At 60.4% G+C, this 26,394-nt stretch carries 23 protein-coding genes, 1 pseudogene and 1 riboswitch; of the genes and pseudogenes, 12 read left to right on the top strand and 12 right to left on the bottom strand.

Going from position 1 to position 26,394, the window contains the following annotated elements:
- Window positions 1-198: 198 nt before the first annotated feature.
- From PBDP_RS27665 to PBDP_RS27680, 4 genes are all read left to right on the top strand, one after another.
- Window positions 199-864, top strand: a complete 666-nt coding sequence (locus PBDP_RS27665) for a polysaccharide lyase family 7 protein (RefSeq protein ID WP_109755072.1) — start codon at window positions 199-201, stop codon at window positions 862-864.
- Between the two features lie 280 nt (window positions 865-1,144).
- Window positions 1,145-1,813 (top strand): polysaccharide lyase family 7 protein, encoded by a 669-nt coding sequence (locus PBDP_RS27670; protein WP_109755073.1) that lies wholly within the window; start codon window positions 1,145-1,147, stop codon window positions 1,811-1,813.
- A gap of 328 nt (window positions 1,814-2,141) precedes the next feature.
- Window positions 2,142-2,810: a polysaccharide lyase family 7 protein gene (locus PBDP_RS27675; protein WP_109755074.1), complete on the top strand. Its 669-nt coding sequence runs from the start codon at window positions 2,142-2,144 to the stop codon at window positions 2,808-2,810.
- Between the two features lie 457 nt (window positions 2,811-3,267).
- Window positions 3,268-3,552 carry a fructose-bisphosphate aldolase gene (locus tag PBDP_RS27680; protein ID WP_176688985.1) on the top strand — a complete coding sequence of 95 codons (285 nt, stop codon included), beginning with the start codon at window positions 3,268-3,270 and terminating at the stop codon, window positions 3,550-3,552.
- Window positions 3,553-4,251: 699 nt separating this feature from the next.
- On the opposite strand, the gene fba is transcribed toward PBDP_RS27680, so the two are convergent.
- The 6 genes from fba to tkt form a co-directional block, all read right to left on the bottom strand.
- The gene (gene fba, locus PBDP_RS27685; RefSeq protein ID WP_003177554.1) at window positions 4,252-5,316 is read right to left on the bottom strand and encodes a class II fructose-bisphosphate aldolase; all 1,065 of its coding nucleotides are present in this window, start codon (window positions 5,314-5,316) and stop codon (window positions 4,252-4,254) included.
- A 243-nt stretch (window positions 5,317-5,559) separates the two neighbouring features.
- Window positions 5,560-5,892 (bottom strand): MliC family protein, encoded by a 333-nt coding sequence (locus PBDP_RS27690; protein ID WP_109755078.1) that lies wholly within the window; start codon window positions 5,890-5,892, stop codon window positions 5,560-5,562.
- 56 nt (window positions 5,893-5,948) lie between these two features.
- Window positions 5,949-6,173 carry a hypothetical protein gene (locus tag PBDP_RS27695; protein ID WP_109755079.1) on the bottom strand — a complete coding sequence of 75 codons (225 nt, stop codon included), beginning with the start codon at window positions 6,171-6,173 and terminating at the stop codon, window positions 5,949-5,951.
- Window positions 6,174-6,204: 31 nt separating this feature from the next.
- Window positions 6,205-7,368 (bottom strand): phosphoglycerate kinase, encoded by a 1,164-nt coding sequence (locus PBDP_RS27700; RefSeq protein ID WP_109755080.1) that lies wholly within the window; start codon window positions 7,366-7,368, stop codon window positions 6,205-6,207.
- A 24-nt stretch (window positions 7,369-7,392) separates the two neighbouring features.
- Complete coding sequence (epd, locus tag PBDP_RS27705; protein WP_109755081.1) at window positions 7,393-8,448, bottom strand: erythrose-4-phosphate dehydrogenase; 1,056 nt, start codon at window positions 8,446-8,448, stop codon at window positions 7,393-7,395.
- 170 nt (window positions 8,449-8,618) lie between these two features.
- Window positions 8,619-10,616, bottom strand: a complete 1,998-nt coding sequence (gene tkt, locus PBDP_RS27710; RefSeq protein WP_109755082.1) for a transketolase — start codon at window positions 10,614-10,616, stop codon at window positions 8,619-8,621.
- Between the two features lie 291 nt (window positions 10,617-10,907).
- Between tkt and PBDP_RS27715 the strand changes: the two are divergent.
- Window positions 10,908-11,902, top strand: a pseudogene (locus PBDP_RS27715) (ArsR/SmtB family transcription factor).
- 19 nt (window positions 11,903-11,921) lie between these two features.
- Entirely contained in the window at window positions 11,922-13,112 is a 1,191-nt protein-coding gene (gene metK / locus PBDP_RS27720; protein WP_116833643.1) for a methionine adenosyltransferase, read from the top strand.
- A 222-nt stretch (window positions 13,113-13,334) separates the two neighbouring features.
- Here the strand turns inward: metK and PBDP_RS27725 are convergent, their stop codons facing one another.
- Complete coding sequence (locus PBDP_RS27725) at window positions 13,335-13,955, bottom strand: LysE family translocator (protein WP_109755084.1); 621 nt, start codon at window positions 13,953-13,955, stop codon at window positions 13,335-13,337.
- A 206-nt stretch (window positions 13,956-14,161) separates the two neighbouring features.
- Between PBDP_RS27725 and ligB the strand changes: the two genes are divergently transcribed.
- Together ligB and PBDP_RS27735 are read left to right on the top strand one after the other, a co-directional pair.
- On the top strand, window positions 14,162-15,835 hold the full coding sequence (ligB, locus tag PBDP_RS27730; RefSeq protein WP_212801564.1) for an NAD-dependent DNA ligase LigB: 1,674 nt from the start codon (window positions 14,162-14,164) through the stop codon (window positions 15,833-15,835).
- A 90-nt stretch (window positions 15,836-15,925) separates the two neighbouring features.
- Entirely contained in the window at window positions 15,926-16,321 is a 396-nt protein-coding gene (locus PBDP_RS27735; protein ID WP_109755086.1) for a DUF1090 domain-containing protein, read from the top strand.
- A 38-nt stretch (window positions 16,322-16,359) separates the two neighbouring features.
- On the opposite strand, the gene PBDP_RS27740 is transcribed toward PBDP_RS27735, so the two are convergent.
- Complete coding sequence (locus PBDP_RS27740) at window positions 16,360-16,809, bottom strand: c-type cytochrome (protein WP_109755087.1); 450 nt, start codon at window positions 16,807-16,809, stop codon at window positions 16,360-16,362.
- A 125-nt stretch (window positions 16,810-16,934) separates the two neighbouring features.
- On the opposite strand from PBDP_RS27740, the gene mltA reads away from it, so the two are divergent.
- Window positions 16,935-18,122: a murein transglycosylase A gene (gene mltA, locus PBDP_RS27745; RefSeq protein WP_109755088.1), complete on the top strand. Its 1,188-nt coding sequence runs from the start codon at window positions 16,935-16,937 to the stop codon at window positions 18,120-18,122.
- A 152-nt stretch (window positions 18,123-18,274) separates the two neighbouring features.
- Here mltA and PBDP_RS27750 read toward each other — a convergent pair whose 3' ends face one another.
- A complete protein-coding gene (locus PBDP_RS27750) occupies window positions 18,275-18,658 on the bottom strand; it encodes an MAPEG family protein (RefSeq protein ID WP_109755089.1) in 384 nt (127 codons plus the stop codon).
- Between the two features lie 42 nt (window positions 18,659-18,700).
- Window positions 18,701-19,534 (bottom strand): EamA family transporter, encoded by an 834-nt coding sequence (locus PBDP_RS27755; RefSeq protein WP_109755090.1) that lies wholly within the window; start codon window positions 19,532-19,534, stop codon window positions 18,701-18,703.
- A 196-nt stretch (window positions 19,535-19,730) separates the two neighbouring features.
- Between PBDP_RS27755 and PBDP_RS27760 the strand changes: the two genes are divergently transcribed.
- Window positions 19,731-20,891: an MFS transporter gene (locus PBDP_RS27760; RefSeq protein ID WP_109755091.1), complete on the top strand. Its 1,161-nt coding sequence runs from the start codon at window positions 19,731-19,733 to the stop codon at window positions 20,889-20,891.
- Between the two features lie 402 nt (window positions 20,892-21,293).
- Window positions 21,294-23,087, top strand: coding sequence for a patatin-like phospholipase family protein (locus PBDP_RS27765; protein WP_212801565.1), 1,794 nt, complete (start codon window positions 21,294-21,296; stop codon window positions 23,085-23,087).
- A gap of 37 nt (window positions 23,088-23,124) precedes the next feature.
- On the opposite strand, the gene PBDP_RS27770 is transcribed toward PBDP_RS27765, so the two are convergent.
- Window positions 23,125-24,006 (bottom strand): formate/nitrite transporter family protein, encoded by an 882-nt coding sequence (locus PBDP_RS27770; RefSeq protein WP_109755093.1) that lies wholly within the window; start codon window positions 24,004-24,006, stop codon window positions 23,125-23,127.
- A gap of 203 nt (window positions 24,007-24,209) precedes the next feature.
- Window positions 24,210-24,611: an acyl-CoA thioesterase gene (locus tag PBDP_RS27775; RefSeq protein ID WP_072346269.1), complete on the bottom strand. Its 402-nt coding sequence runs from the start codon at window positions 24,609-24,611 to the stop codon at window positions 24,210-24,212.
- A gap of 189 nt (window positions 24,612-24,800) precedes the next feature.
- Window positions 24,801-24,907: riboswitch (S-adenosyl-L-homocysteine riboswitch) on the top strand.
- 23 nt (window positions 24,908-24,930) lie between these two features.
- Between PBDP_RS27775 and ahcY the strand changes: the two genes are divergently transcribed.
- Window positions 24,931-26,340 carry an adenosylhomocysteinase gene (gene ahcY, locus PBDP_RS27780; protein ID WP_109755094.1) on the top strand — a complete coding sequence of 470 codons (1,410 nt, stop codon included), beginning with the start codon at window positions 24,931-24,933 and terminating at the stop codon, window positions 26,338-26,340.
- Window positions 26,341-26,394: the final 54 nt, after the last annotated feature.

Below are 26,394 nucleotides of genomic sequence, written 5' to 3' on the forward strand. Positions count from 1 at the left end.
CCCGAAATAGCCGACTAACGGTCACCCTCCTCGGGCACAGAAACTGCAAAGACATCTTCGACAGACAATTGACGTCAGTCATCCGCCGGACGGTTATCAAAAAATTTCCCTTCTGCGTGATTAATCCGCCCACAAGCGCGGGCTAGAGCCTCTCGTTGGGCGTTCAGCATTTTCACTCCCGTTACGTAGGATCCGATCATGATTGATCTCGCCACCTGGAACCTGAGCATCCCCGAAGGTAGCCCACCGACGACCATCGAAACCTCTCAACTGGTGCAAGGGTTCCAGAACCAGTATTTCCATGCCGACTCCGGCACGGTGTTTTTCTGGGCACCGGTAACCGGCGCCACGACCGCCAATGCTATTTATCCGCGCAGTGAACTTCGTGAAACCTACAGCAACGGTACCTTGCGCAATTGGCTGTACTCGGCGGCGGACAACAAGCTGGCTGCCACCCTGGCCGTCAGCCAGGTGCCCAGCTCCGGCAAGGTCGTCATTGGTCAGATCCATACCAAGGACAGCACCAGCCCCCTGGTGAAGCTGGAATACCAATACAAGACCTACAGCTCCACCGGCAACATTGTCGCCAAGGTGCGCATGCGCCCCGACGACGAATCGGGTCAGGTCATCACCATCGCCACGGGCATAAAGCTCAACCAGTCCTTCTCTTACCTGATCCATCTCAGCCCCGCCGGCGTCCTGACCATCAATGGTGCGGGTTACCAGTGGAGCTCCCCCATCAGTTCCACTTGGAGCGACAAGCCGCTGTACTTCAAGGCGGGCGTGTACGTGCAGGACAACACCGGTTATCCCACCGAAGGCGGGACCGTGACGTTCAGCCTGCTGGATATCGATCACCTCTAGACGCTTTGCGGGGCGCAAGGGCAGCAACGCAATGCTGCCCGCCCACGCGACCCTATCAATTCGAAATCGTTCAGTGCGAGCTTGAAACTGCCGACTAACGGTTGCCTATCCAGGCACAGATGCTGCAAATGACCTATTCGACGAACAATTGACGTCAAACATCCGCCGGATGGTCATTCAAAAATCTCCTTCCTGCGTGATCAACACACCCCAAATGCTTGGAGTAGAGCCTCCCGCTTTGGTCCTCAGCACTTTTACGCCCGTTACGCAGGATCCGACCATGATTGATCTCAACACCTGGAACTTGAGCATCCCCGAAGGCAGCCCGGCAATGACCATCGAAACGCCGCGGCTGGCGCAAGGCTTCAAGGACGAATATTTCCATTCCGACACCGGCACGCTGTTCTTCTGGGCGCCGGTGACCGGCACCAAGACTGCAAACGCGATTTATCCGCGCAGCGAACTGCGGGAAACCTACAGCGACGGCACCCTGCGCAACTGGCTGTATCCGGCGGCGGACAACATCCTGCGTGCCGCCGTCACCGTCAACCAGGTGCCCAGTAGCGGCAAGATCGTGATCGGTCAGATCCACACCAAAGACAGCACCAGCCCGATGGTGAAACTGGAGTACCAATACAAGGCCTACAGCTCCACCGGAAATATCGTCGCCAAGGTACGCATGCGTCCTGATGACGAAACGGGCCAGGTCATCACCATCGCCACCGGCGTGAAGCTCGACCGCAGCTTTACCTACATGATCCACCTCAGCCCGAAGGGCGCGCTGGGCATCAGTGCGGCGGGTTACAACTGGAGAACCACTATCGACCCGTCCTGGAAGGTCAAACCGCTGTATTTCAAGGCGGGCGTGTACGTGCAGGACAACACCGGCTACACCACCGAAGGCGGAAAGGTGACGTTCAGCCAGCTGGATATCGACCACAACATCTGATCGCTTTTCCTGGCGCCATGGCAGCACGGATGCTGCCTGTGCCCTCCCTCACCCTTGGATATTCGCGCCTCAAGCGCCATCGAACACAGGCCGTGTGTGCGGTGCCATATCGCCATCGTTCAAAAAAATTCCGCTTTAACCGACTAACGGTCACTTGTCTCGGGCACCAAACCGGCAAACGCCACTCTGACGGTCTGCTGACGTCAACCCTCCGCCGGACCCACGTGGAAAACGTTCGATCCCGCTTCCTCCTGGCGCCAGCGAAAGCGCGTCCTAGAGCCTTCGGCTGTGGCGTAAATCATTTCTTATGTACAGAAAGGATCCGAGCATGGTCGATCTTGCAACCTGGAACTTGAGCATCCCCGAGGGCAGCCCGCCGAAAACCATTGAAACGCCTCGGCTGGTGGATGGGTTCAAGGATAAATATTTCAACTCAGAAGGCAGCACGGTGTATTTCTGGTCACCGGTCACCGGCACCAAGACTGAAAACGCGATTTATCCGCGCAGCGAATTACGAGAGACTTATAAAGACGGCACCTTGCGCAATTGGTTGTATCCCGATGCCGACAATAAATTGAGCGCGACCCTGGTGGTCAACCAAGTCCCCAGCAGCGGCAAGATCGTTATCGGTCAGATTCATGCCAAGGACAGCAGCAAGCCCATGGTGAAGCTGGAGTACCAATACAAGGATGCCAGCAACACCGGGGACATCGTCGCCAAAGTGCGCATGCGCCCCGATGATGACGAAGGTCGGGTCATTACCGTCGCCAACGGTGTGAAACTTAATCAGGCCTTCAATTATCGGCTCCACCTCGACCGTACCGGCGACCTGGGCATCACTGCGGCGGGTCGTAGCTGGTACACCACCGTCAGCGCCAAATGGAAGGTCAAGCCGTTGTACTTCAAGGCTGGGGTGTATGTGCAGGACAACAGCGGCTATACCAGCGAAGGTGGGAAAGTGACGTTCAGCAAGCTGGATATCGATCACAACACTTAAAAAGTGCTTCCGAAAATCTCGTAGGAAACATCCCCTTGTGGCGAGGGGATTTATCCCCGCTGGGCTGCGCAGCAGCCCTCTCCTTTCGTCAGACCTACCGCATGCGCCGGTTTTGCGGCGGCTGCGCTCCAGAGCGGGGACTAGCTTCCTCGCCACAAGAGCCCGGTGCGTCCTACAGGTCGATTTTGGCTTCGAGAATCTCCTCTATAGTTCGGTGGGTCTGCTGGCTTTGGTCGGTGGGCAAGGGTTTCGCAGCCCCAGTGAGTTAGAATCACGACCGTCAAAAATCGGCGTAGGGGCATCCTGCCTACGTTCGGCTTTTTATGGCGGCTGTGTGTGGGAGATCTTCGGGTCTGCCGGGTGCTAACTCCTCGGTCTGCGAACCCGCACATGGCTGCCACCCATTTGTTTCGCAGCAAACAGTGGCAAATACTTTTTCTTGAGTTAGAGGTTTGTCATGAAAGCCGAACAATCGCTTAGTCGCTTCACCCCTCTCACCCCGATCGCCACCACCCAACCTGTCCTGTTCATCGACAAAACCGTCCCGCTAACAGAGCTTCACGCCTGTGCCAGCGAGCGCCTGCATGCCACCCTCGATTACTTGACGCTCATGGCCTGCGCCAGCCTGCGAGACTCGGCCGCCAGCGACTTCAACACCCTTACCAATGTGGCTCGGATCCTGGTCCAGGATGTCACCGATGTGTTTGGCGTCATTGAACAGCGCGGGCTTGAAGGGGAATAGCAATACCGTGTGTATATCCATTGCTGCGGTAACGGCCACTTATGATTCCGCTCTTACAGCGGGTCACTTTCGAAAAGCCCGGAAGCCGGCCCAGTCGAAAGTAATCAAAGCGCTCCTGCCCCACCACTCGGTGCCTCGCCTAGGCTCGGCATGCCCTCACTCCGGCATTGCTCCGTGGGCCGCCGCGAGGCGGCCTGATAGCCGGCCTGGCTCTTGCGGGGGGGGGGTACACCCATCAGACTTGTTTGAGCTGGACCTGTGGGAGCAAAGCTTGCTCGCGAAGGCTGCGGTACATTCAGCATTGATGCAAGCAGGCCCACCGCTTTCGCGAGCAAGCCCGCTCCCACAGGAGAAACGCAGTCCCACCAAGAAACAGGTCGGCTATAAGGCCGCCTCGCGGTGGACGTAGATTTTGGCGCCCCGTTAACCACGATGGCTGAACGCAGGCATTGGGCCATGGATGGCCCTTCGCGGCGGGCCCACGGACCAATGCCGGAGTGAGGGCATGCCGAGCCTAGGCGAGGCACCGAGTGGTGGGGCATAAAGCGTTTTGCTTACTTTTGCGCTTCTCAAAAGTGAGCCGCTGTAAGAGCGGAACCATAAGTAGCCGTTACCAAAGAAACGGATATACACACAAAACCCTGAAGCCCAAAAAATAAAAAACCCGCATCACTGCGGGTTCTTTAATAACGCGAAAGCTTAGTTAACCTTAGCGTTCAACTCACCTTTCAGATACCGCTGATACATCGCTTCCAACGAGATCGGCTTGATCTTGGAGGCGTTGCCGGCAGTGCCGAACGCTTCGTAACGCGCGATGCACACGTCGCGCATGGCCGTCACGGTCGCGCCGAAGAACTTACGCGGATCGAATTCGCTCGGGTTGGTCGCCATCAAACGACGCATGGCACCGGTGGACGCCAGGCGCAAATCGGTATCGATGTTGACCTTGCGCACGCCGTACTTGATGCCTTCGACGATTTCTTCAACCGGCACGCCGTAGGTTTCTTTGATGTCGCCGCCGTACTGGTTGATGATCGCCAGCCACTCCTGCGGAACCGAGGAAGAACCGTGCATCACCAGGTGGGTGTTGGGGATGCGCTTGTGGATTTCCTTGATGCGGTCGATGGCCAGCACGTCGCCGGTAGGTGGCTTGGTGAACTTGTAGGCGCCATGACTGGTGCCGATGGCGATGGCCAGGGCGTCGACCTGGGTCTTCTTGACGAAGTCCGCGGCTTCTTCCGGGTCGGTCAGCATCTGACTGTGATCCAGCACGCCTTCGGCGCCGATGCCATCTTCTTCACCGGCCATGCCGGTTTCCAGCGAGCCCAGGCAACCCAGCTCACCCTCTACCGAAACGCCGCAGGCGTGGGCCATGGCGACGGTCTGCTGGGTGACGCGTACGTTGTACTCGTAGTCGGTCGGGGTCTTGCCGTCTTCGCCAAGGGAACCGTCCATCATCACCGAGCTGAAGCCCAGTTGAATGGAGCGCTGGCAGACGTCAGGGCTGGTGCCGTGGTCCTGGTGCATGCACACCGGGATGTGCGGGAATTCTTCGATCGCCGCCAGGATCAGGTGACGCAGGAACGGCGCACCGGCGTATTTGCGGGCACCGGCCGAAGCCTGGACGATCACCGGAGAGTCAGTCTTGTCAGCGGCTTCCATGATGGCGCGCATCTGCTCAAGGTTGTTGACGTTAAAGGCTGGAACGCCGTAGCCGAACTCGGCTGCGTGGTCCAGCATCTGACGCATGCTGATAAGTGCCATTGTGTCTCTCTCCCGGTCGAGGGTCGTTAATCGTGCCAGCCTGCCGGAGCGGCGGCGGCTATTCAAGTCATTGCGGATCGGGGGTGACCCCGGTCTGCGTGTTCGGTGAAACAAAATCTCGAAACTATAGAGGCCCCTGTGGGAGCGAGCCTGCTCGCGATGAGGGCCTAACAGTCAACATCTCTGGCGCCTGATACATCGCTATCGCGAGCAGGCTCGCTCCCACATTGGCTATCTATTGAATCAGTCAGCCTTACAGCCACGCCCAATCAAGTCATTGGTGGCAACCCAGTACACCAGGCCTTCCTCACCCTTGACGTGAAACGCCAGCATGTCATCGCTGTACAGCGAACCTTCGGCTCCCGGCTCAAGCTTGAGGCGATAAACCTTATCGGCACCGCCCAGGCGTACGTCGACTTCCTTGCGGGCCGCATCGGCGTAGCGCCAAAGCACCTTGGCCTCGCTGTCACAGGTCCAGGTCGTCCAACCTTCAACAGGTTCGGCGGTGTGCAAGAAGTCCAACTGCGCACAACCACCCAGCAATGCCAACGCCACGACGGCGATCAAGCCTTTCATCCGTGTTCCTCGACTGACGGCACACGCCGCCAGCCCTGAGTTAAGAGTCAGACCCGTCAAGGACAACCATGTTCCTTGACCGGGGTTTGCGTCTCGTATTTGTCCAGGCCATCCGGTCCGGAACGCTTGTTCAGCACCGGGTTGGTCTCGGCCTGCCAGTCGGCCTGGTAGCAGCCCTCTTCAGGCGCCGGCGTCCCGGTTTCCGGGGCCGTTGCCTTTGGGCTGCTCGAACAGGCCACCAACATCGTCGCGGCCAACAGCAACGTGAACGTCTTGACCATCAGAACACTCCTTTGCCTGGTCAACGCAGCGTCAGGCCTTGGCCCGGCTTTCCAGGACTTCCACGGCAGGCAGCACTTTGCCCTCGACGAATTCGAGAAAAGCACCGCCACCGGTAGAAATGTAGGAGATCTGTTCGGCCACGCCATATTTGTCGATGGCCGCCAGGGTGTCGCCGCCACCGGCGATGGAGAACGCAGCGCTTTCGGCGATGGCCTGGGCCAGCACCTTGGTGCCGTTGCCGAATTGGTCGAACTCGAACACACCGACCGGACCGTTCCACAGGATCGTCTGGGAGGATTTCAGCAGTTCGGCGAAGTTGGCCGCGGTTTGCGGGCCGATGTCGAGGATCATGTCGTCCTCGGCCACGTCAGCGATCAGCTTGACGGTGGCGGTGGCGCTTTCGGCGAATTCCTTGGCCACGACCACGTCCACTGGCAATGGCACGCTGACCTTGGCGGCAATTTCCCGGGCGGTGTCCAGCAGGTCCGGCTCGTACAGGGATTTGCCGACCGGGTGACCGGCAGCGGCGAGGAACGTGTTGGCGATGCCGCCACCGACGATCAACTGGTTGCAGACCTGGCTCAGGCTGTTGAGCACGTCCAGTTTGGTGGAGACCTTGGAGCCGGCAACAATGGCGGCCATCGGCTGGGCCGGCGAGCCCAAGGCCTTGCCCAGTGCTTCCAGTTCGGCGGCCAGCAGCGGGCCGGCAGCGGCGACTTTGGCGAACTTCGCCACGCCATGGGTCGAGCCCTCGGCGCGGTGGGCGGTGCCGAACGCGTCCATCACGAACACGTCGCACAGGGCAGCGTATTGCTGGGCCAGTTCGTCGGCGTTCTTTTTCTCGCCCTTGTTGAAGCGCACGTTTTCGAACAGCACGACATCGCCGGGCTTCACGTCCACACCACCCAGGTAGTCAGCGACCAGTGGCACGTCACGGCCCAAGGCACGGCTGAGGTAATCGGCTACCGGCTTGAGGCTGTTTTCCGCCGAGAACTCGCCTTCGGTCGGACGGCCCAGGTGGGAGCAGACCATCACGGCCGCGCCTTTTTCCAGGGCCAGCTTGATGGTCGGCAGCGAAGCCAGGATACGCGCGTCGCTGGTGACGACACCGTCCTTGACGGGGACGTTGAGGTCTTCGCGGATCAGTACGCGCTTACCTTGCAGATCGAGGTCGGACATCTTCAACACGGTCATGGGTCGCAATTCCTGGGTAACTGTTTAGAGAGCAGGTTTTTTAGAAGCGGTTTGCAGGTAATGCTCGGCAACGTCCAGCATTCGGTTGGCAAACCCCCATTCGTTGTCGAACCAGGCCAGGATGTTCACAAGCCTTGGCCCGGAAACACGGGTCTGGCTGGCATCGACGATGGCCGAATGCGGGTCATGGTTAAAATCACAACTGGCGTGAGGCAACTCGGTGTAGGCCAGAAGGCCTTTGAGCGGGCCGCTGGTGGCGGCTTCGCGCAGGATCCGGTTGACCTCGGTGGCGTCGGTATCGCTCACGGTCTGCATCGTGATATCGAGGCAGGACACGTTGACCGTCGGCACCCGCACGGCTTTGGCCTGAATTCGCCCGGCAAGTTCCGGCAACAGCCGTTCAATGCCGCGCGCCAGACCAGTGGACACCGGAATCACCGACTGGAACGCAGAACGAGTGCGACGCAGGTCCTCGTGGTGATAGGCGTCGATCACCGGCTGGTCGTTCATCGCCGAGTGGATGGTGGTGATCGACACGTATTCCAGGCCGATTGCCTGGTCCAGCAGGCGCAACAGCGGCACGCCGCAGTTGGTGGTGCAGGACGCGTTGGACACCAACAGCTCGTCGCCGCTCAGGCAATCCTGGTTCACACCGTAGACGATGGTCGCGTCCACATCTGCTTCACTGGCCATCGGCTGGGAGAACAACACCCGTGGCGCACCGGCCGCGAGGAAACGCTGGCCGTCTTCGCGGGTGTGGTAGGCACCGGAGCATTCGAGCACCAGGTCGACGTCCAGGGACGCCCAGTCGATGCCTTCGGGGGTGGCACTGCGCAGGACTTTCACGCAGTCGCCATTAATATGCAGACAATCGCCCTCGACCCGCACTTCACCGGGAAACCGGCCGTGGGTGGAGTCAAAGCGTGTCAGGTATTCGATGCTGGCCATGTCGGCCAGATCGTTGATGGCCACGATCTCGAACCCGGCCTTGGCCCCTCGCTCGAACAACGCACGCAAGACGCAACGACCAATCCGGCCGTAGCCGTTGAGTGCAACTTTGTAGGGACGCGGTTGGGGCATGGGGGTTCTCTGACCAGGGTTAATCCATGGAGTACAGCGCTGGATGTTCCGCACTCATCGCGGGCAAGCCTTGCTCCCACAGGATGGCATTTTCCCAGTGGGAGCGTGCACATCCTGTGGGAGCAAGGCTTGCCCGCGATGGCGTCAGAACAGGCGATGCATTCCTGGACTTAGTCTTCCAGCAGCTCTTCAGCCTGACCCAGGATGTTCTCCAGGGTGAAGCCGAACTCCTCGAACAACGCCGGCGCAGGCGCCGATTCGCCGTAGGTGGTCATGCCGATCACGCGGCCTTCCAGGCCCACGTACTTGTACCAGTAATCAGCGTGAGCAGCCTCGATGGCGATCCGCGCACTGACCTGCAGCGGCAACACCGCTTGCTTGTAGCCGGCATCCTGGGCATCGAACACGCTGGTGCAAGGCATGGAGACCACACGCACGTTGCGGCCCTGGGCGGTCAGTTTGTCGTAGGCCTGGACGGCCAGGCCAACTTCGGAACCGGTGGCGATCAGGATCAGTTCTGGCTCGCCGATGCAGTCCTTGAGCACGTAGCCACCGCGGGTGATGTCGCCGATCTGGTCGGCATCGCGGTTCTGGTGCTGCAGGTTCTGACGGGAGAAGATCAGCGCCGACGGGCCGTCGTTACGCTCGATGGCGTACTTCCAGGCCACTGCCGATTCCACCGCATCGCATGGGCGCCAGGTGTCCAGGTTCGGCGTGCAGCGCAGGCTGGCCAGTTGCTCGATCGGCTGGTGAGTCGGGCCGTCTTCGCCCAGGCCGATGGAGTCGTGGGTGAACACGTAGAGCACGCGTTTTTTCATCAGCGCCGACATGCGCACGGCGTTGCGGGCATATTCCATGAACATCAGGAAAGTCGCGCCGTACGGCACCAGGCCGCCGTGGAGAGCCACGCCGTTCATGATCGCGCTCATGCCGAACTCGCGCACGCCGTAGTACATGTAGTTGCCGCTGGCGTCTTCGGCGCTGACGCCTTTGCAGCCTTTCCACAGGGTCAGGTTGGAGCCGGCCAGGTCGGCCGAACCGCCCAGCAGTTCCGGCAGCAATGGGCCGAAGGCGTTCAGGGTGTTCTGGCTCGCTTTACGGCTGGCAATGGTTTCGCCCTTGGCGGCGACTTCAGCGATGTAGGCCGAGGCTTTTTCGGCGAAGTCGGCTGGCAGCTCGCCGCTGAGACGACGGACCAGTTCGTTTGCCAACTCAGGGAATTCGGCGGAGTAAGCCGCAAAACGCTGGTCCCACTCGGCTTCGAGCGCACGACCTTTTTCCTTGGCATCCCATTCGGCATAGATGTCGGCCGGAATTTCGAACGGACCGTGGTTCCACTTCAACGCGGCGCGAGTCAGGGCGATCTCCTCGGCGCCCAGTGGCGCGCCGTGGCAGTCTTCCTTGCCTTGCTTGTTCGGCGAACCGAAGCCGATGGTGGTCTTGCAGCAGATCAGGGTCGGCTGGGCGCTCTTGCGGGCCGTCTCGATGGCGGTCTTGATCTCTTCCGGATCGTGACCGTCGACGTTGCGAATCACCAACCAGTTGTAGGCTTCGAAGCGCTTGGGGGTGTCGTCGGTGAACCAGCCTTCGACTTCGCCATCGATGGAGATGCCGTTGTCGTCATAGAAGGCGATCAGCTTGTCCAGGCCCAGGGTGCCGGCCAGGGAGGCGACTTCATGGGAAATGCCTTCCATCATGCAGCCATCACCCAGGAATACGTAGGTGTGGTGGTCGACGACGTTATGGCCTGGGCGGTTGAACTGCGCCGCCAGGACTTTTTCGGCCAGGGCAAAGCCCACGGCGTTGGCCAGGCCCTGGCCCAGCGGGCCGGTGGTGGTTTCCACGCCTGGGGTGTAGCCGTATTCCGGGTGGCCCGGGGTGCGGCTGTGCAGTTGGCGGAAGTTCTTCAGGTCATCGATCGACAGGTCGTAGCCGGTCAGGTGCAGCAGCGAGTAGATCAACATCGAACCGTGGCCGTTGGACAGCACGAAGCGGTCACGGTCGGCGAACGATGGGTTGCTCGGACTGTGCTTGAGGTAGTCGCGCCAAAGCACCTCGGCGATATCCGCCATACCCATGGGGGCACCGGGATGGCCGCTGTTGGCTTTCTGCACGGCATCCATGCTGAGGGCACGAATGGCATTGGCACGCTCACGACGGCTGGGCATCGCTGTTCTCCTGCGGGTATTGAATCGAGAATGAATAAAACGAAACTGAAAAAGGCGAGCATTTTCCCTCACCCACCCGCCCCGGGGCAATGACAGATAGTCATCCTTGGGCGTTTTTCCGGTGGATAAAGTCGCATTCGTCAGGTGAAACCTTTCCGCTGGTGGTTTGTAGAGTCAAGCACGGGTGGAGAAGTGCCATTTATCGAGCAATATCAAAACTTTTTGATATTGAACTTGCGATGATCCAAACCCCTCACTAGACTGCTTCACCATGAAACAGACTGCCTCATCATGAACTTACCCGCGCCCTCCATTCGCCATGACGACTGCGATGAGCTAGCGGCCCTTTGCAAGGCCGGCGGCGATCCGTTGCGGCTCAATGTATTGCGCGCCCTGGCCAACGACTCGTTCGGCGTGCTGGAACTGGCGCAGATCTTCGGCATCGGCCAGTCCGGCATGAGTCACCACCTCAAGGTCCTGGCCCAGGCCGACCTGGTGGCGACCCGTCGGGAAGGCAACGCCATTTTCTATCGCCGCGCCCTGCCCCACAGCGATCTGCTGGGTGGCAAGCTGCACGCGGCGCTGCTGGACGAAGTGGACGCGCTGACCCTGCCGACCGACGTGCAGGCTCGCATCGCCCAGGTACACGGGCAACGGGCCGCCGCCAGCCAGGACTTCTTCGCACGGGTCGCCGAGAAATTTCGCGCCCAGCAGGACCTGATCGCCGGCTTGCCGCAGTACCGCGAAAGCGTTGTGGCGCTGCTCGACAAACTGAGCTTCGAACCCGCGGCCACGGCGATCGAAGTCGGCCCCGGCGATGGTGCCTTTCTGCCGGAGCTGGCGCGACGCTTCAGCCAGGTGACGGCGCTGGACAACAGCCCGGCCATGCTCGAACTGGCGCGCCAGGTGTGCGAACGCGAGGCCCTGGCTAATGTCAGCCTGCAACTGGCCGATGCACTGGATGGCATGAGCCTGCAGGCCGACTGCGTGGTATTGAACATGGTGCTGCATCATTTCGCCGCGCCGGCCGACGCACTCTGGCACATGGCCGGCCTGCTGCAACCGGGCGGCAGCTTGTTGGTGACGGAGTTATGCAGCCACAACCAGAGCTGGGCCAGGGAGGCCTGCGGCGATCTCTGGCTCGGGTTTGAACAGGACGACCTGGCCCGCTGGGCCACCGCTGCGGGCCTCGTGCCCGGGGAAAGCCTCTATATAGGCTTACGTAATGGTTTCCAGATCCAGGTTCGCCACTTTCAGCGGCCACTGGCGACACTCACCAACGGTAACTTGTAGGAAAACATCGAGATGAGCGAATACTCCCTTTTCACCTCCGAGTCCGTGTCTGAAGGGCATCCGGACAAAATCGCCGACCAGATTTCTGATGCGGTGCTGGACGCCATTATTGCTGAAGACAAGTTCGCCCGCGTGGCGTGCGAGACTCTGGTGAAAACGGGCGTGGCGATCATCGCCGGCGAAGTCACCACTTCGGCCTGGGTCGACCTGGAACAGATCGTCCGGGACGTCATCCTGGGCATTGGCTACAACAGTTCCGACGTCGGCTTCGACGGCGCGACCTGCGGCGTGATGAACATCATCGGCAAGCAGTCCCCCGACATCAACCAAGGCGTCGATCGGGCCAAGCCTGAAGACCAGGGCGCGGGCGACCAAGGCCTGATGTTCGGCTATGCCAGCAACGAGACCGACGTACTGATGCCGGCCCCGATCACCTTCTCGCACCAGTTGGTTCAACGTCAGGCCGAGGCTCGTAAATCCGGCCTGCTGCCTTGGCTGCGCCCGGACGCCAAGTCCCAGGTGACCTGCCGCTACGAAGGCGGCAAGGTAGTCGGTATCGATGCCGTCGTCCTGTCGACCCAGCACAACCCTGATGTGTCCTACAAAGACCTGCGCGAAGGCGTGATGGAACTGATCGTCAAGCACGTGCTGCCTGCCGAGTTGCTGTCCAAGGACACCCAGTTCCACATCAACCCGACCGGCCAGTTCATCATCGGCGGCCCGGTGGGCGACTGCGGCCTGACCGGGCGCAAGATCATCGTCGACAGCTACGGCGGCATGGCCCGTCACGGCGGCGGTGCGTTCTCCGGCAAGGACCCATCGAAGGTCGACCGTTCGGCGGCCTATGCCGGGCGTTATGTGGCCAAGAACATCGTGGCCGCCGGCCTGGCCGAGCGCTGCGAGATCCAGGTTTCCTACGCCATTGGCGTGGCGCAGCCTACGTCGATCTCGCTGAACACCTTCGGCACCGGCAAGATCGGCGATGACAAGATCATCAACCTGGTCCGCGAAGTGTTCGACCTGCGTCCATATGCCATCACCACCATGCTCGACCTGCTGCACCCGATGTACCAGGACACCGCCGCCTATGGTCACTTCGGTCGTACGCCACAAACCAAGACGGTCGATGGCGATACCTTCACCACCTTCACCTGGGAAAAAACCGACCGCGCCGACGCCCTGCGCGCCGCTGCCGGCCTGTAACACCCACGTGTAAAGAAAAGCCCCTGGCGACTTGATCGCCAGGGGCTTTTTCATGCCTGGTGCTTGACCACTCAAAGGGTAAGTTCATACCGGGGCCTTGTGACGATGGAATTTATCTGTGGGAGCAAGGCTTGCCCGCGATGAGGACAACTCGGTCCCTGTGGTAATGAGGCGCCTGTATCGCGGGCAAGCCTTGCTCCCACAAAATTCCCTCGCCGAAGCTCAAGATCGCCGCGCCACCAGCAAAAACGAAGCCGCACTGGCCAACAAGCCCGCACACAGCCGATTGAACAGCCGCTTGCCACTGGGCCGGGCGAACAGCCGTCGCGCGTAAATCCCCATGTAGCAATACAACCCGATGGCAATACACTCCAGCGCCAGGAACAAGCCACCCAGCACGGCGAATTGTTGGGTGACGGTGCCTGTACGGTCGACGAACTGCGGCAGGAACGCAGTGAACAACAGGATCGCCTTCGGATTACCGATCGCCACCAGGAACTCCTGGCGCGCCAGGCCGGCCCTGCTCATCGACGCGACCGCCGCTTCGCTGCCAGCCTCGGGTTGGGCCCGCCACAATTGCACGGCCAGGTAGAACAGATAACCGGCACCGACAAGCTTGATCCCCAGGAACAACAGCTCCGAGGTATGCAGCACGGCGGTGAGCCCCACCGCGGCCAGGGCAATCATGATCGCAAAGGCCACCAGCCGACCGAGGCCACCGCTACACGCGCGAACGAAGCCATAGCGCGAAGCATTACTGATGGACAACAGGTTGTTCGGCCCCGGCGCCATGTTCAGCGCGAAGCAGGCCGGAATGAAAACGGCGAGGGTCGTCAGGTCCATCGGAACACTCCTGGCAGAGGCGAAACGAAGGTCCATTCTGCACCGGCCCTTGAGGGGTTCAAGGGACAGTTGCGCGGCTAAATCGTGCCGCACTGTACCGCCGCGACTTTGCCATCAAGCCTCGCAAAATCCGGTAACGCACTCGGACTCGCACCTCGAGCTACTGCAACTAGTCTTCAAGCACACCACCAAGCAAGGATGCTTCGATGCTGCCGTTATCACGCACAATCGCCTGTTTCATATTCATCACCGGCCCCGCCATTGCGGCGCCCTGCCCCGACTGGCCCACCGACCGCGCCCAGACGGAGATCGCCGCACTGCAACAGCGAATCGACGAGTGGGACGACACTTATCACCGCTACGGCCGCTCGCTGGTGGCCGACGAGCTTTACGATCAGTCCCGCTTGAAACTGGACCAATGGCGCAATTGCTTTGGCCTTGAAGCACCCGCCACCCCCTTGCGCCCGGGAGCGGGAAAAGTACCGCACCCGGTTGTTCATACCGGCCTGGACAAACTCAAGGACGCCGACGGTGCGAGAGCCTGGTTGCATGACCGGGAGGACGTCTGGGTCCAACCGAAAGTCGATGGCGTGGCGGTGACATTGGTCTATCGTGGAGGCCGCCTGCATCAGGCGATCAGCCGCGGCGACGGGATTCAAGGACAGGACTGGACCTGGGCTGTGCACAAGATCAGCAGCATCCCTCAACGGCTGCGCCAGCCTTTGGACGTGCTTGTCCAGGGCGAGCTGTACTGGCGGCTCAACAGCCATGTCCAGGCCGACAACGGCAGTCTCAATGCCCGGTCGACCATAGCGGGCCTGATGGCGCGCACAAATCTGACGGTGCAAGAGGGGACGTACATCGGCCTGTTTGTCTGGGACTGGCCCGACGGACCGCATACCCTGCCCGAGCGGATGGCCGCGTTGAGTGAGCTGGGCTTCGCCAACACCCTCGATTACAACCAACCTGTCCGGACCCTCGCTGACGCCGAGCGCTGGCGCGACCATTGGTATCGTACGCCGCTGCCTTTCGCCAGTGACGGGATCGTCCTGCGCCAGAGCCGCCGGCCACCCGCCAAACGCTGGCAGGCTCGGGCACCGTTCTGGGCCGTTGCCTGGAAATACCCATACGCACAAGCCCTGGCCGAGGTGCGCAAGGTGCACTTCAAGGTCGGTCGCACCGGGCGCATCACGCCCGTACTGGAGCTTGAACGCATCCGGCTCGACGACCGGTGGATTCGCCGGGTAAGTGTCAGTTCCCTCAAGCGCTGGGAGGAGATGGACATCCGTCCCGGCGACCAGGTGGCCATCAGCCTGGCCGGGCTGACCATCCCGCGACTCGACAGCGTTGTACTGCGCAGTGTCGAGCGCCAGGAGGTCAACGCTCCGTTGGCCGACGACTACCACGTCCTGAGTTGCTGGCAAGCGACGCCCGGCTGTGAAAGCCAGTTCCTCGCACGCCTGAACTGGCTCAGCGGCAAGCACGGGCTCGCCCTGCCCCATGTCGGTCCCGGCACCTGGGAAAAACTCCTGGCTGCAGGTCGACTCCACGGTTTGCTGGATTGGTTGACCCTTGATGCCGCCGAGCTTGCTAACATTGGTGGCTTCGGCGAACGCAGTAGCGCGCGCCTGCTCGCCAGCCTGGACAGCGCCCGGCAACGCCCTTTCGGGCAATGGCTCAAGGCCCTGGGCCTGCCGTCGGTCGGTGAGGCCCGGCTGGAAGGGCCGTGGCAGGTGCTGGCCGAGCGAAATACCGAACAATGGCAAGCCGAAGCCGGCATCGGACCGGGACGCGCCGCGCAATTGAGCGCATTTTTTCGCGACCCGCAGGTGCTGGCCTTGAGTGAGGAATTACGCACCGCCGGGGTCGACGGTTTTTAATCCAGGCCCCGCGTGGTTGAACCCAAGGGGCAAGCATGCGTTCCAACAGCGCATCTGTACCGACCGCTCGCGATTTTTTACGGAGTTGCTATGAATTTCCTGTCCCCCGTTGCCCTGCTGGTTTTATGCAGCGCCATGGCCGCCCCCTTGATGGCGGACGAGCAAGCCCCGGAGCTCACCGGCTGCGCGGCCAAGCGCCAGGGCATCATCAACCAGATCGAACTGGCCAAGTCCCGCGGCAACCAAGACCAGCAGGCAGGCCTGGAAACCGCGCTGAGTGAAGTCACCACCCACTGCACCGATGCGTCCTTGCGCAAGGAGCGTGAAAACAAGGTGCTCGATGCCAAGCATGAGGTCAGCCGACGTCAGGCCGACCTGGAAAAGGCCATGAAGAAAGGCGACGCCGAGCGGATCAACAAACGCAAGGACAAGCTGGCAGCCTCCCGCAAGGAACTGCAGGAAGCGGTGGATGAGTTGGATAAGTAAGCGGCAAGCTCACAGCTCTGCGCTTGCAGCTGTTTTATTCAATGATCCCGAAATTCCTTATGACAGGCACTGCACGCATCCTCGACCTTCTGGACCGCCGGCCCCAGGTAACTGGCCTTGTAGGGCTGGATTTTGCTGGCGGTCACCAATTCACCGGTGGCGGCTTCAAGATTGCGCGCCAGTTCCTGGAAGCGCGCCTGTTTTTGCCAGACTTCATCCCGGGCGCTGGTGTGGTCTTGCTCGCGTACCTGCGGGAAGTGTTTCCACGGCTCATGGGACAGCTGATCCAGCTGCACCGCGCCGTCGGCAAATCGTGCGCCATCGAACGGGACGCGGCCGCGCAACATGCCGCCCAGCTCTTCGCTGGTCTTGAGCATCTGCTTGAAGATCGCCTTGCGCTGGCCCAGGGGAGAATTGGGATCGACGCCGCCACAGGCGGACAACATCAGGCAGGCCAGCGCTGCCATGGAAAATCGTTTTACAAACATCTTGGCCTCGGGGCAGGAAACGGCGGTTAGTATCCTCGGGTCATCGGTAAAGACCAATGGCCCTATCAACAATACGGGTTGTTCGAGCGCCTGACAGCGTCCGAATGACTGCAAAGGAAATCTTCATGAACAGCCGCATCAAGACCTGGCACAAAGGCCTGGCATTGACCCTACCGCTGATCGCACTGTTGGCCGGTTGTAATCGCGGCGAAAAGGTCGAAGAGCCTCAGACCCATGCCCTCGCCACCTATGTCAGCGCACCGTGGGAAGCGTTGCCGTCGGTGTCCGATGCGGACTTGCTGGCCGGTTTCAGCTCCTGGCGCAGCGCTTGCACCCGTCTCAAGACCGATGCGACCTGGGGCCCGACCTGCGCAGCAGCGGCCAAGGTGCCGCAAACCGCACCGGATGTACGCAATTTCCTGAAACAGAACCTGGACGTCTACGGCCTGCGCTCGGGGGACAACAGCCCCAATGGCCTGATTACCGGCTACTACGAACCGGTATACCCCGGCAGCCTCACCCAGACCGCTACGGCGAACATCCCGGTCTACGGTGTGCCCGACGACATGATCATTGTGTCGCTGGACAGCATCTACCCTGAGCTCAAGGGCAAACGCCTGCGCGGCCGCCTCGAAGGCCGGGTGCTCAAGCCGTACGACGACGCAGCCACCATCGAAACCAACGGGGTCAAGGCACCGGTCATCGCCTGGCTGACCGACCCCATGAACCTGCAATTCCTGCAAATCCAGGGCTCGGGACGTATTCGCCTCGATGATGGTCGCCAACTGCGCATCGGTTATGCCGACCAGAACGGCCACCCTTACCGCCCCATCGGGCGCTGGCTGGTCGAACAGGGTGAGCTTAAGAAAGAAGACGTGACCATGGGCACCATCAGTGCCTGGGCCAAGGCCAACCCGAACCGTATTCCTGAATTGCTCGGCAGCAATCCCAGCTACGTGTTCTTCAACCGCAACCCCGACAGTAACGAAGGCCCGCGAGGCTCGCTGAATGTACCGCTGACCGCCGGCTACAGCGTGGCGGTGGACCGCAAGGTGATTCCGCTGGGCAGCCTGTTGTGGCTATCCACCACTCGCCCCGACGGCAGTCCCTTGAACCGGCCGGTCGCCGCCCAGGACACTGGCGGCGCGATTGCTGGCGAAGTGCGGGCGGACCTGTTCTGGGGCACAGGCGAGGCGGCAGGGCAATTGGCCGGGGACATGAAGCAACAAGGGCAGATCTGGATGCTGTGGCCCAAGGGCATGGCGTTGCCATCGGTGCCGCAGGTGGCGAACGCGGTTAGCGCCAATCCCTAAGAGATGTGTTGATTGTCCCGGCCCCATCGCGAGCAGGCTCGCTCCCACAGCTGATCTCCAGTGGACACATATTTTATGTACGGCTAGATCCATTGTGGGAGCGAGCCTGCTCGCGATAGGACCTCACAGAGGCTATGTCTCAACCGCCAGGCTCAGACCGAAACGAAAAAGAAACTCAAGACCAACCCCACCCCCACGAACCACACCAGCGACCGCAAGATGGCCCAGTCCGCCAGGTAGCAAATGATGTAGAGCAGGCGACTGGTGATGAACAACACCGCCAACACGTTGATAGTCACCAGCTCGGCATTGCCGGCCAGGTGTGCGACGATCACGGCGGCGGCGAAAAACGGGCTGATTTCGAAGCTGTTCAGTTGCGCGGCGTATGCCCGCCGGGGAGCGCCTTCGAGCGAGTCCAAAAAGTCCCGGGGGTCGTGGTTATCCTGCAACCGGTATCTCCCACCGGCCTTGGCGATCCCGACACACAGGTAAGGCAGGAGAAAAGCAATCAACACACACCACAGGGCAACCGTCATACGCACTTCCTTTTCGAGTTTTTAGAGAGAATCGAGCGCCAGTCAGGCTTTCATCACCAGCATGCCAATCAACACCAAAGCGCAAGCTAAGAGCCGCGGCCGGCCAAAAGGTTCTTTCAGGTAGCGCATGCCGAACAGCACCACCAGGATCACACTGATCTCCCGCAGCGCCGCTGCTTCGGCAATCGACCCCAGTTGCATGGCCCACAGCACCAGAGCGTAGCTGAACAAAACGCAGAGTCCGACCGCCAACCCCAACCGCCATTGCTCGCGCCAAAACAGCAAGAACGCCGGTCGCTTGCCGACCAACGCCAGCAACGGGTACGGCCAGGCACTGAGCAGCGTGAGCCAGACCAGGTAATCCAGCGGATGGGACCAACGCCGCAAGGCGTGACCGTCGATAAAGGTGTAGCAACCGATGCACAGGCCGATCAGCGCCACCACCGGCAACATCGACCAGGGCAATCGCTCGCCACCACCGCCCTGCCACAACAGGCAAAGCATGCCGAACGGGATCAGTAAAATGCCGATGATCTGCTGGATCGTCAGTGCTTCACCGGCGAAAATAAATGTCAGGGCCAACACCACCAGCGGCGACAGGCCGCGCATCAACGGATAGACCAGCCCCAGGTCACCGACCCGATAAGCCTGGATCAGCAGATAGCGATACAACAGCTCGAACAGCGCCGAGGCCAGGATCCACGGCCAGATCTCCAACGGCGGCACGGCCACGAAACCCAAGGCCAACGCGACGAACAGCAAGGCGACACTGTCCATGCACGCCACCACCAGCAAACGCTCGCCACTGAACTTGATCAGCGTATTCCACGCCGCATGCAACAGCGCCGCCACCAACACCAAGGCCGTTGCAATCACGGCACGCTCCTTATTCCATTCAGAGAATTGATTCGCCATCCATCCGCGGCCGTTTATACTGCAAGCGACCACGCCGCACTCAGTTGCGCATACACCTATTCCAATAATTTCGCTGTTGCCCCGTTCACTCGAACCGGTGGTGTCGGCATGCGTATGCCTGATCAGAGCGTCAAGACTACAGACAGAGACCTTGCGCATGCCACTCGCCTTGCTTGCTTTGGCCGTCGCCGCTTTCGGCATCGGCACGACTGAATTCGTCATCATGGGGCTGTTGCCCGATGTCGCCCGTGACCTGGCGGTGAGCATTCCCCAGGCCGGGTTGCTGATCACCGGCTATGCCCTGGGCGTGGTGTTCGGCGCTCCGATCCTGGCCATCGGCACCGCCAATATGCCGCGCAAGGCGACGCTGCTGGGCATGACCCTGATGTTCATCCTCGGTAACGTCCTCTGCGCCCTGGCGCCGAACTACACCACGCTGATGGCCGCGCGAGTCATCACCGCGCTGTGCCATGGGGCGTTCTTTGGCATCGGCTCGGTAGTGGCGGCCGGGTTGGTGGCGCCGAACAAACGGGCCCAGGCCATTGCGATGATGTTCACCGGCCTGACCCTGGCAAACGTGTTGGGCGTGCCGTTGGGCACGGCCTTGGGCCAATACGCCGGCTGGCGCTCGACCTTCTGGGCGGTATCGGTGATCGGGGTGATCGCAGCCATCGCCCAATGGGTCTGGCTGCCCAAGGAAATCCCCATGGACAAGGCCAACCTGGCCAGCGAGTTCAAAGTCCTGGGCAAAGTCAACGTATTGCTCGCTCTCGGCATGAGCGTGCTGGCCTCCACCAGCCTGTTCAGCGTGTTCACCTACATCGCGCCGATCCTTCAAGACATCACCGGTGTCAGTCCCCATGGCATCACCATCATGCTGCTGTTGTTCGGCGTTGGCCTGACGGCGGGCAGTTTCCTCGGTGGGCGCCTGGCCGACCGACGCCTGCTGCCCTCGCTGGTGGGCATGGCCCTGGCCGTGGTGCTGGTGTTGGCCGCGTTCAGCCAGACCAGCCAGTCGGTGATTCCGGCGGCGATCACCCTGGTGCTGTGGGGTGTCTTCGCCTTCGCCCTGTGCCCGATCCTGCAATTGCTGATCATCGACCAAGCCCACGAAGCACCGAACCTCGGCTCTACGCTGAATCAGAGCGCGTTCAATCTCGGCAACGCGGCTGGGGCGTGGATTGGCGGGTTGGTGGTGGCCAGTGGTGCGGATCTGGCGGATCTGCCATGGACCGGGGCGTTGGTCGGAGGCCTCACGGTGTTGACTGCCTTATTCTTTATCTACCGACAACGTCGTTCGGTGGCAGTCGCTGTTTGAGGGGCTGAGAAATCTGCCCTGCCCGTGAGCGAATAGGCGACGCTTTCAGTAAGACTTTGTCCCCATCCGTGCGAGCTGTTTTACCTACTTTCCAAAAGCCTTGTTCCAGAGCGCTTTTCATTGAAATCCGCCGAGTGCTGTTTGCAGCCGGCGGATGTTTGTCCAATTGAGTCGCCACGCAATAATCCCTCGGATTTTGCTTAGAGTTCGGTCCCCCACGGGTACAAGGAACGAACCAGAATGCTAGCAATCTCGCAACAGCCCCCTCCCCGTAGCTCTTTTGAGAGCACAGACCAGATCACAAGACCAGCGAATCCTGGAGATGACTGCCTATTGGTAGACCGCGCGACAGGCCGGTCGATATCCATCATTCGACATGGCGACGGTAGTGTCGAAGTCACCATGAATCGCCCCCCCATTACGGACTTGGTCCTGAGTGGCGGTGGCGCCAAGGGGGCGGCTTACTCCGGACTTGTCGAAGCCCTCGAAGCCAACGGTCTCATGGACAATATCAGAACGATTTCAGGTTCCTCGGCGGGGGCCATCTCGGCCGCCGTACTCGCCAGCGGCATGGGTCATGCGCGTTTCGACAAGATCCTTGACGATATTCCCCTCACGTCCTTGCTCGACAGCACCCACCCTATCGTTAAAGCAATCCAGACCGGATGGTCGAAGCTGGGCGAGAGTCTAAAAAGCCTTCCACTGGCGCAGTTGTTGTGTGATCTGTTGCCACGTCTGGGCTCCAAGGGAGTGCCGTTGGAGAATCTGATCCGGAAGGAATCCTGCGCGGCGCTTTTGCAACGCTGCGACGATCACTCGGAACCTCTCTCCGAGAAAGCGCAACAAGCCATTGCCAATGTGAGACAGAACCAATACGTCACCTTCGCTGACCTGGCAGTCCTGAGCAAAGAGATCCCACAGATCAAGACCGTGGAAATCACCGGCACCGCCATGTTCGAGGAAGGCACGCAATTGGTGGTGTTCAGCGAGAAGACCACGCCGAATATGGACATTGCCGTGGCCGCGCTTATCTCCGCGTCGCTGCCGGTCGTCTTCAGCAAGCCGACCCAGCAAGGGCTGCCATTCCAACAGAACGATGAGAAACGTATTGAAACCACGGCATTTGCCGATGGCGGCATTCTGAACAACACACCGGTACCTGACATCTATAATCCGGCGACCTCCATGAGCCCGATCCCGGACAGCGAGTCTTTGATCCTGGTGTTCGAGTCTGAAGAATCGGACCAGGAAAACCAGCGGGGTACGGGCATCTCGGCCCTGATCGACAGCGTTCTCAAGGCCCCCCATACGGCTAGCGCCGCGTGGAATGCCAAGCAACTGAAGCGCTTTGCCGACCAGATCGTCGTCGTACCGCTGAAAACCGAAAAAGGCGATTACCGTGGCCTGTTGAGTGGAACGGTCAATTTCGGCATGTCCGAGGAGATCAAGAATCATCTCCAGGAAGAGCTGCGCAAGGTTGTCCAAAGCTATCTGGACGAGCGCTACGCCACGCAGCAAACCTTTGCATTTGTCTCGATCGAGGACGCCCTGCTGGCGTTGAGCGACAAGGATTTCGAACCGCTGAGCGCAGAACTGGAAGACGACAAAGCCTGCACCGAGGTGATTGCCTTCAGGCGCCACGCACAACAGGCGTTGACGCAATTGAAGGAAGCGATCCAAGCGGCCAACGAAACACCTTCTAAGCTTGAACCCACCTCGCAAATGCACATGGCCATCAGGGCCCTCGACCAACTTGCGGATCAACCCGGCAAGCTGCAATGGCTAGCTAAACGCCTCAATCACGGCAATGACCCGGACTTCATGCAATTCCTGCAGGCCGCCGCCGAGTGGGACAAAGGCGCGACCAGCGCCATTTCCGAGGTGACCCGTCACGCCGTCGAGCAAATGCACCAGCAGGACATTGCCACGCGCATCCATAACGTCGTGCAAAACGTGCTGCATCCCACACTCTTCCGCAGCGGCCAGCCCAATGCAAACATCAAGCTGATAGAAGGGGCAATCCGGGACCTTCAGGAAGTGCAAGATCCAAAGAGGTTCAACAATTCACTGGCGCAGAGGATCGCGTTCAACAAAGCACTCGAACGGGTCATCGCCAACTACAGGTCGCGCTACACGGGAATGCTTGATCCGGAGTCAACAACCCGCAAGACCCTGCGCAACATGCAATTCAATTAACGCCAACCACGCCGGGAGCCTGCGATCAGGCTCCCATTCATTCCGAGTCGCCACGCGGCCTTGCCGCTCCTGACGGCTTATCTTTGGGCGGGCCGACTTCGCTACGAATCTGCGCATGACTGATCAAAGCGAAGATAAAACTCCCACCGACGATATTGCCCGCCAACGTCGGCCCGGCAAACACCATCCAGAAGTCCTCCCACGACAACTGACCGGCAAACACCAGGTAGGACACTTCCGCCGAGCCGACGACGATGTGAGTGAAATCCCCCAGCGCCATGAGGTAAGTGATCAGAATGATGATCCACATCTTGGCGCTTTCCATGGAGGGGATCATCCAGACCATGGTGGCGATCATCCAGCCGGAAATGATGCCCTTGGCAAACATCTGGCCGGTGTCGTTTTCCATAACCTTGCGGCCGATCTCCAGGAAAGCCTGGTCAGTGCGCTGGTCAAAAATCGGCAGGTGCAACATCACGTAGGCCACCAGCAAGGTGCCACACAGATTGCCCACCAGCACCACGCCCCAGAGCCGGATCAACCGCCCGAAATTGCCCAGGGTGGGCTTGCTCATGATCGGTAGCACCGCGGTCAGGGTGTTTTCGGTGAACAATTGCTGGCGGGCCAGGATCACCGCGAGAAAACCGGCGCAATAACCGAAGCTGGCGATGACCTTGAAGCCTTCGTGGTCCGGCAGCCGGGAGTTGAGCAACCCCATCGCCATCAGTGACAGGCCCATGGTCAACCCCGCCGCCAGGGCCGACCACCAGAGCGCAGCGATACTGCGCTCAAGTTCCTGGTTGCCCTGGGTGCGGATGATTTCATGCAACACGGCAGCCCGCGGCGGCTGGTTGCGGTCGACTTCGTGCTGTTCCTGAGCCGAGAGATCAGGGGTCTTGCCGTCTTTATGGGTGTCCATACAGCTCCTGAACCGGTGGCGTGATGTAGCTACGACACGTGGCGTTCGGAGCTGTTCAGTGGTGGACTGATGTTCATGGACCTTGAAGCCGCCATCGCGAGCAGGCTCGCTCCCACAAGGGGATTGATGGTGAACACAAATCCCATGATCAATACCGAATCAATGTGGGAACGGACCTGCTCGCGATAGCGACGCCGCCGATCTCACTCGACAACATCATCCTTGAACTGATCCTTGACGTATTTGATCTCGGTCCGCCCATGAGGCGCGGGCAAACCGTCCTCACCAAGGTTGACGAAAACCATCTTCTCCACGGTCAGGATGCTCTTGCGGGTGATTTTGTTGCGCACCTCGCAGGTCAGGGTGATGGAGGTGCGGCCAAATTCGGTGGCGGTGATGCCCAGCTCGATGATGTCGCCCTGGCGCGAGGCACTGACGAAGTTGATTTCCGAAATGTACTTGGTGACCACGCGCTGGTTGCCGAGCTGGACGATGGCGTAGATCGCCGCTTCTTCGTCGATCCAGCGCAACAGGCTGCCACCGAACAGTGTGCCGTTGGGGTTGAGGTCTTCGGGCTTGACCCATTTGCGGGTGTGGAAATTCATGTTCACTCCTGAGCGCCTGGCCGATGAATGGCTGCATCATGGCAGACCCGGCAGGCAGGCTCTACATCGCGGCCCCTATAACGATCATCGGCAATTTTGATTTGCCGACAGAAACCCTTTTGGAAGATCCGGTTAGCCCGTTATAATCGCCCCGCTTTACCGGTCCACGCTTTGGACCGTTCCCGCCACCTGTCCGAGGGGCGCTGCAGCAGGCTCGACCTGTCAGGCTCGGATGGGGCGTTGTTCGTACGGGGCTCCCCATACGGACACTAAACGCACAACGGCGCCCATTCGCATACATTACGAATGGAGGCTCTTCATGAGCGCTGTTATTACGCCTGCCGCTTTTACCGATTACAAAGTCGCCGACATGTCCCTGGCTGCCTGGGGCCGTCGCGAAATCATCATCGCCGAATCCGAAATGCCAGCCCTGATGGGCCTGCGCCGCAAGTACGCCGGCGAGCAACCGCTCAAGGGCGCGAAGATCCTCGGCTGCATCCACATGACCATCCAGACCGCCGTGCTGATCGAAACCCTGGTTGCCCTGGGTGCCGAAGTGCGCTGGTCGTCCTGCAACATCTTCTCGACCCAGGACCAGGCCGCTGCCGCCATTGCCGCTGCCGGTATCCCGGTATTCGCCTGGAAAGGCGAAACCGAGCAAGAGTACGAGTGGTGCCTGGAGCAAACCATCCTCAAGGATGGCCAGCCATGGGACACCAACATGATCCTCGACGACGGCGGTGACCTGACCGAGCTGCTGCACAAGAAATACGCGGCCGTGCTGGAAAACGTCCACGGTGTGACCGAAGAAACCACCACCGGCGTACACCGCCTGCTGGACATGCTGGCCAAGGGCGAACTGAAGATCCCGGCCATCAACGTCAACGACTCGGTCACCAAGAGCAAGAACGACAACAAGTACGGCTGCCGTCACAGCCTCAACGACGCCATCAAGCGCGGTACCGACCACCTGTTGTCGGGCAAGCAGGCCCTGGTGATCGGCTACGGTGACGTGGGCAAGGGTTCGTCCCAGTCCCTGCGCCAGGAAGGCATGATCGTCAAGGTGTCCGAAGTCGACCCGATCTGCGCCATGCAGGCCTGCATGGACGGTTTCGAACTGGTTTCGCCGTTCATCGACGGGATCAACGATGGCACCGAAGCGAGCATCGACAAAGCGCTGCTGGGCAAGATCGACCTGATCGTGACCACCACCGGCAACGTCAATGTCTGCGACGCCAACATGCTCAAGGCCCTGAAAAAGCGCGCCGTGGTCTGCAACATCGGTCACTTCGACAATGAAATCGACACCGCTTTCATGCGCAAGAACTGGGCATGGGAAGAAGTGAAGCCACAGGTGCACAAGGTTCACCGCACCGGCACTGGCAGCTTCGACCCACAGAACGACGACTACCTGATCCTGCTGGCCGAAGGCCGCCTGGTGAACCTGGGCAACGCCACTGGCCACCCAAGCCGCATCATGGACGGTTCGTTCGCCAACCAGGTCCTGGCCCAGATCTTCCTGTTCGGCCAGAAATACGCCGACCTGTCGCCAGCCCAGAAAGCCGAGCGCCTGACCGTGGAAGTACTGCCCAAGAAGCTCGACGAAGAAGTGGCCCTGGAAATGGTCCGCGGTTTCGGCGGTGTGGTCACCAAGCTGACCAAGCAACAGGCTGACTACATCGGCGTTACCGTCGAAGGCCCGTTCAAGCCGCACGCTTACCGCTACTGATCGGTTCTATTGCCTGCTCTCCCTGTGGGAGCGGGCTCTTTGTGGGAGCGAGCT

The sequence above is a fragment of the Pseudomonas sp. St290 genome, assembly GCF_018325805.1.
Classification (GTDB): Bacteria; Pseudomonadota; Gammaproteobacteria; order Pseudomonadales; family Pseudomonadaceae; genus Aquipseudomonas; species Aquipseudomonas bijieensis.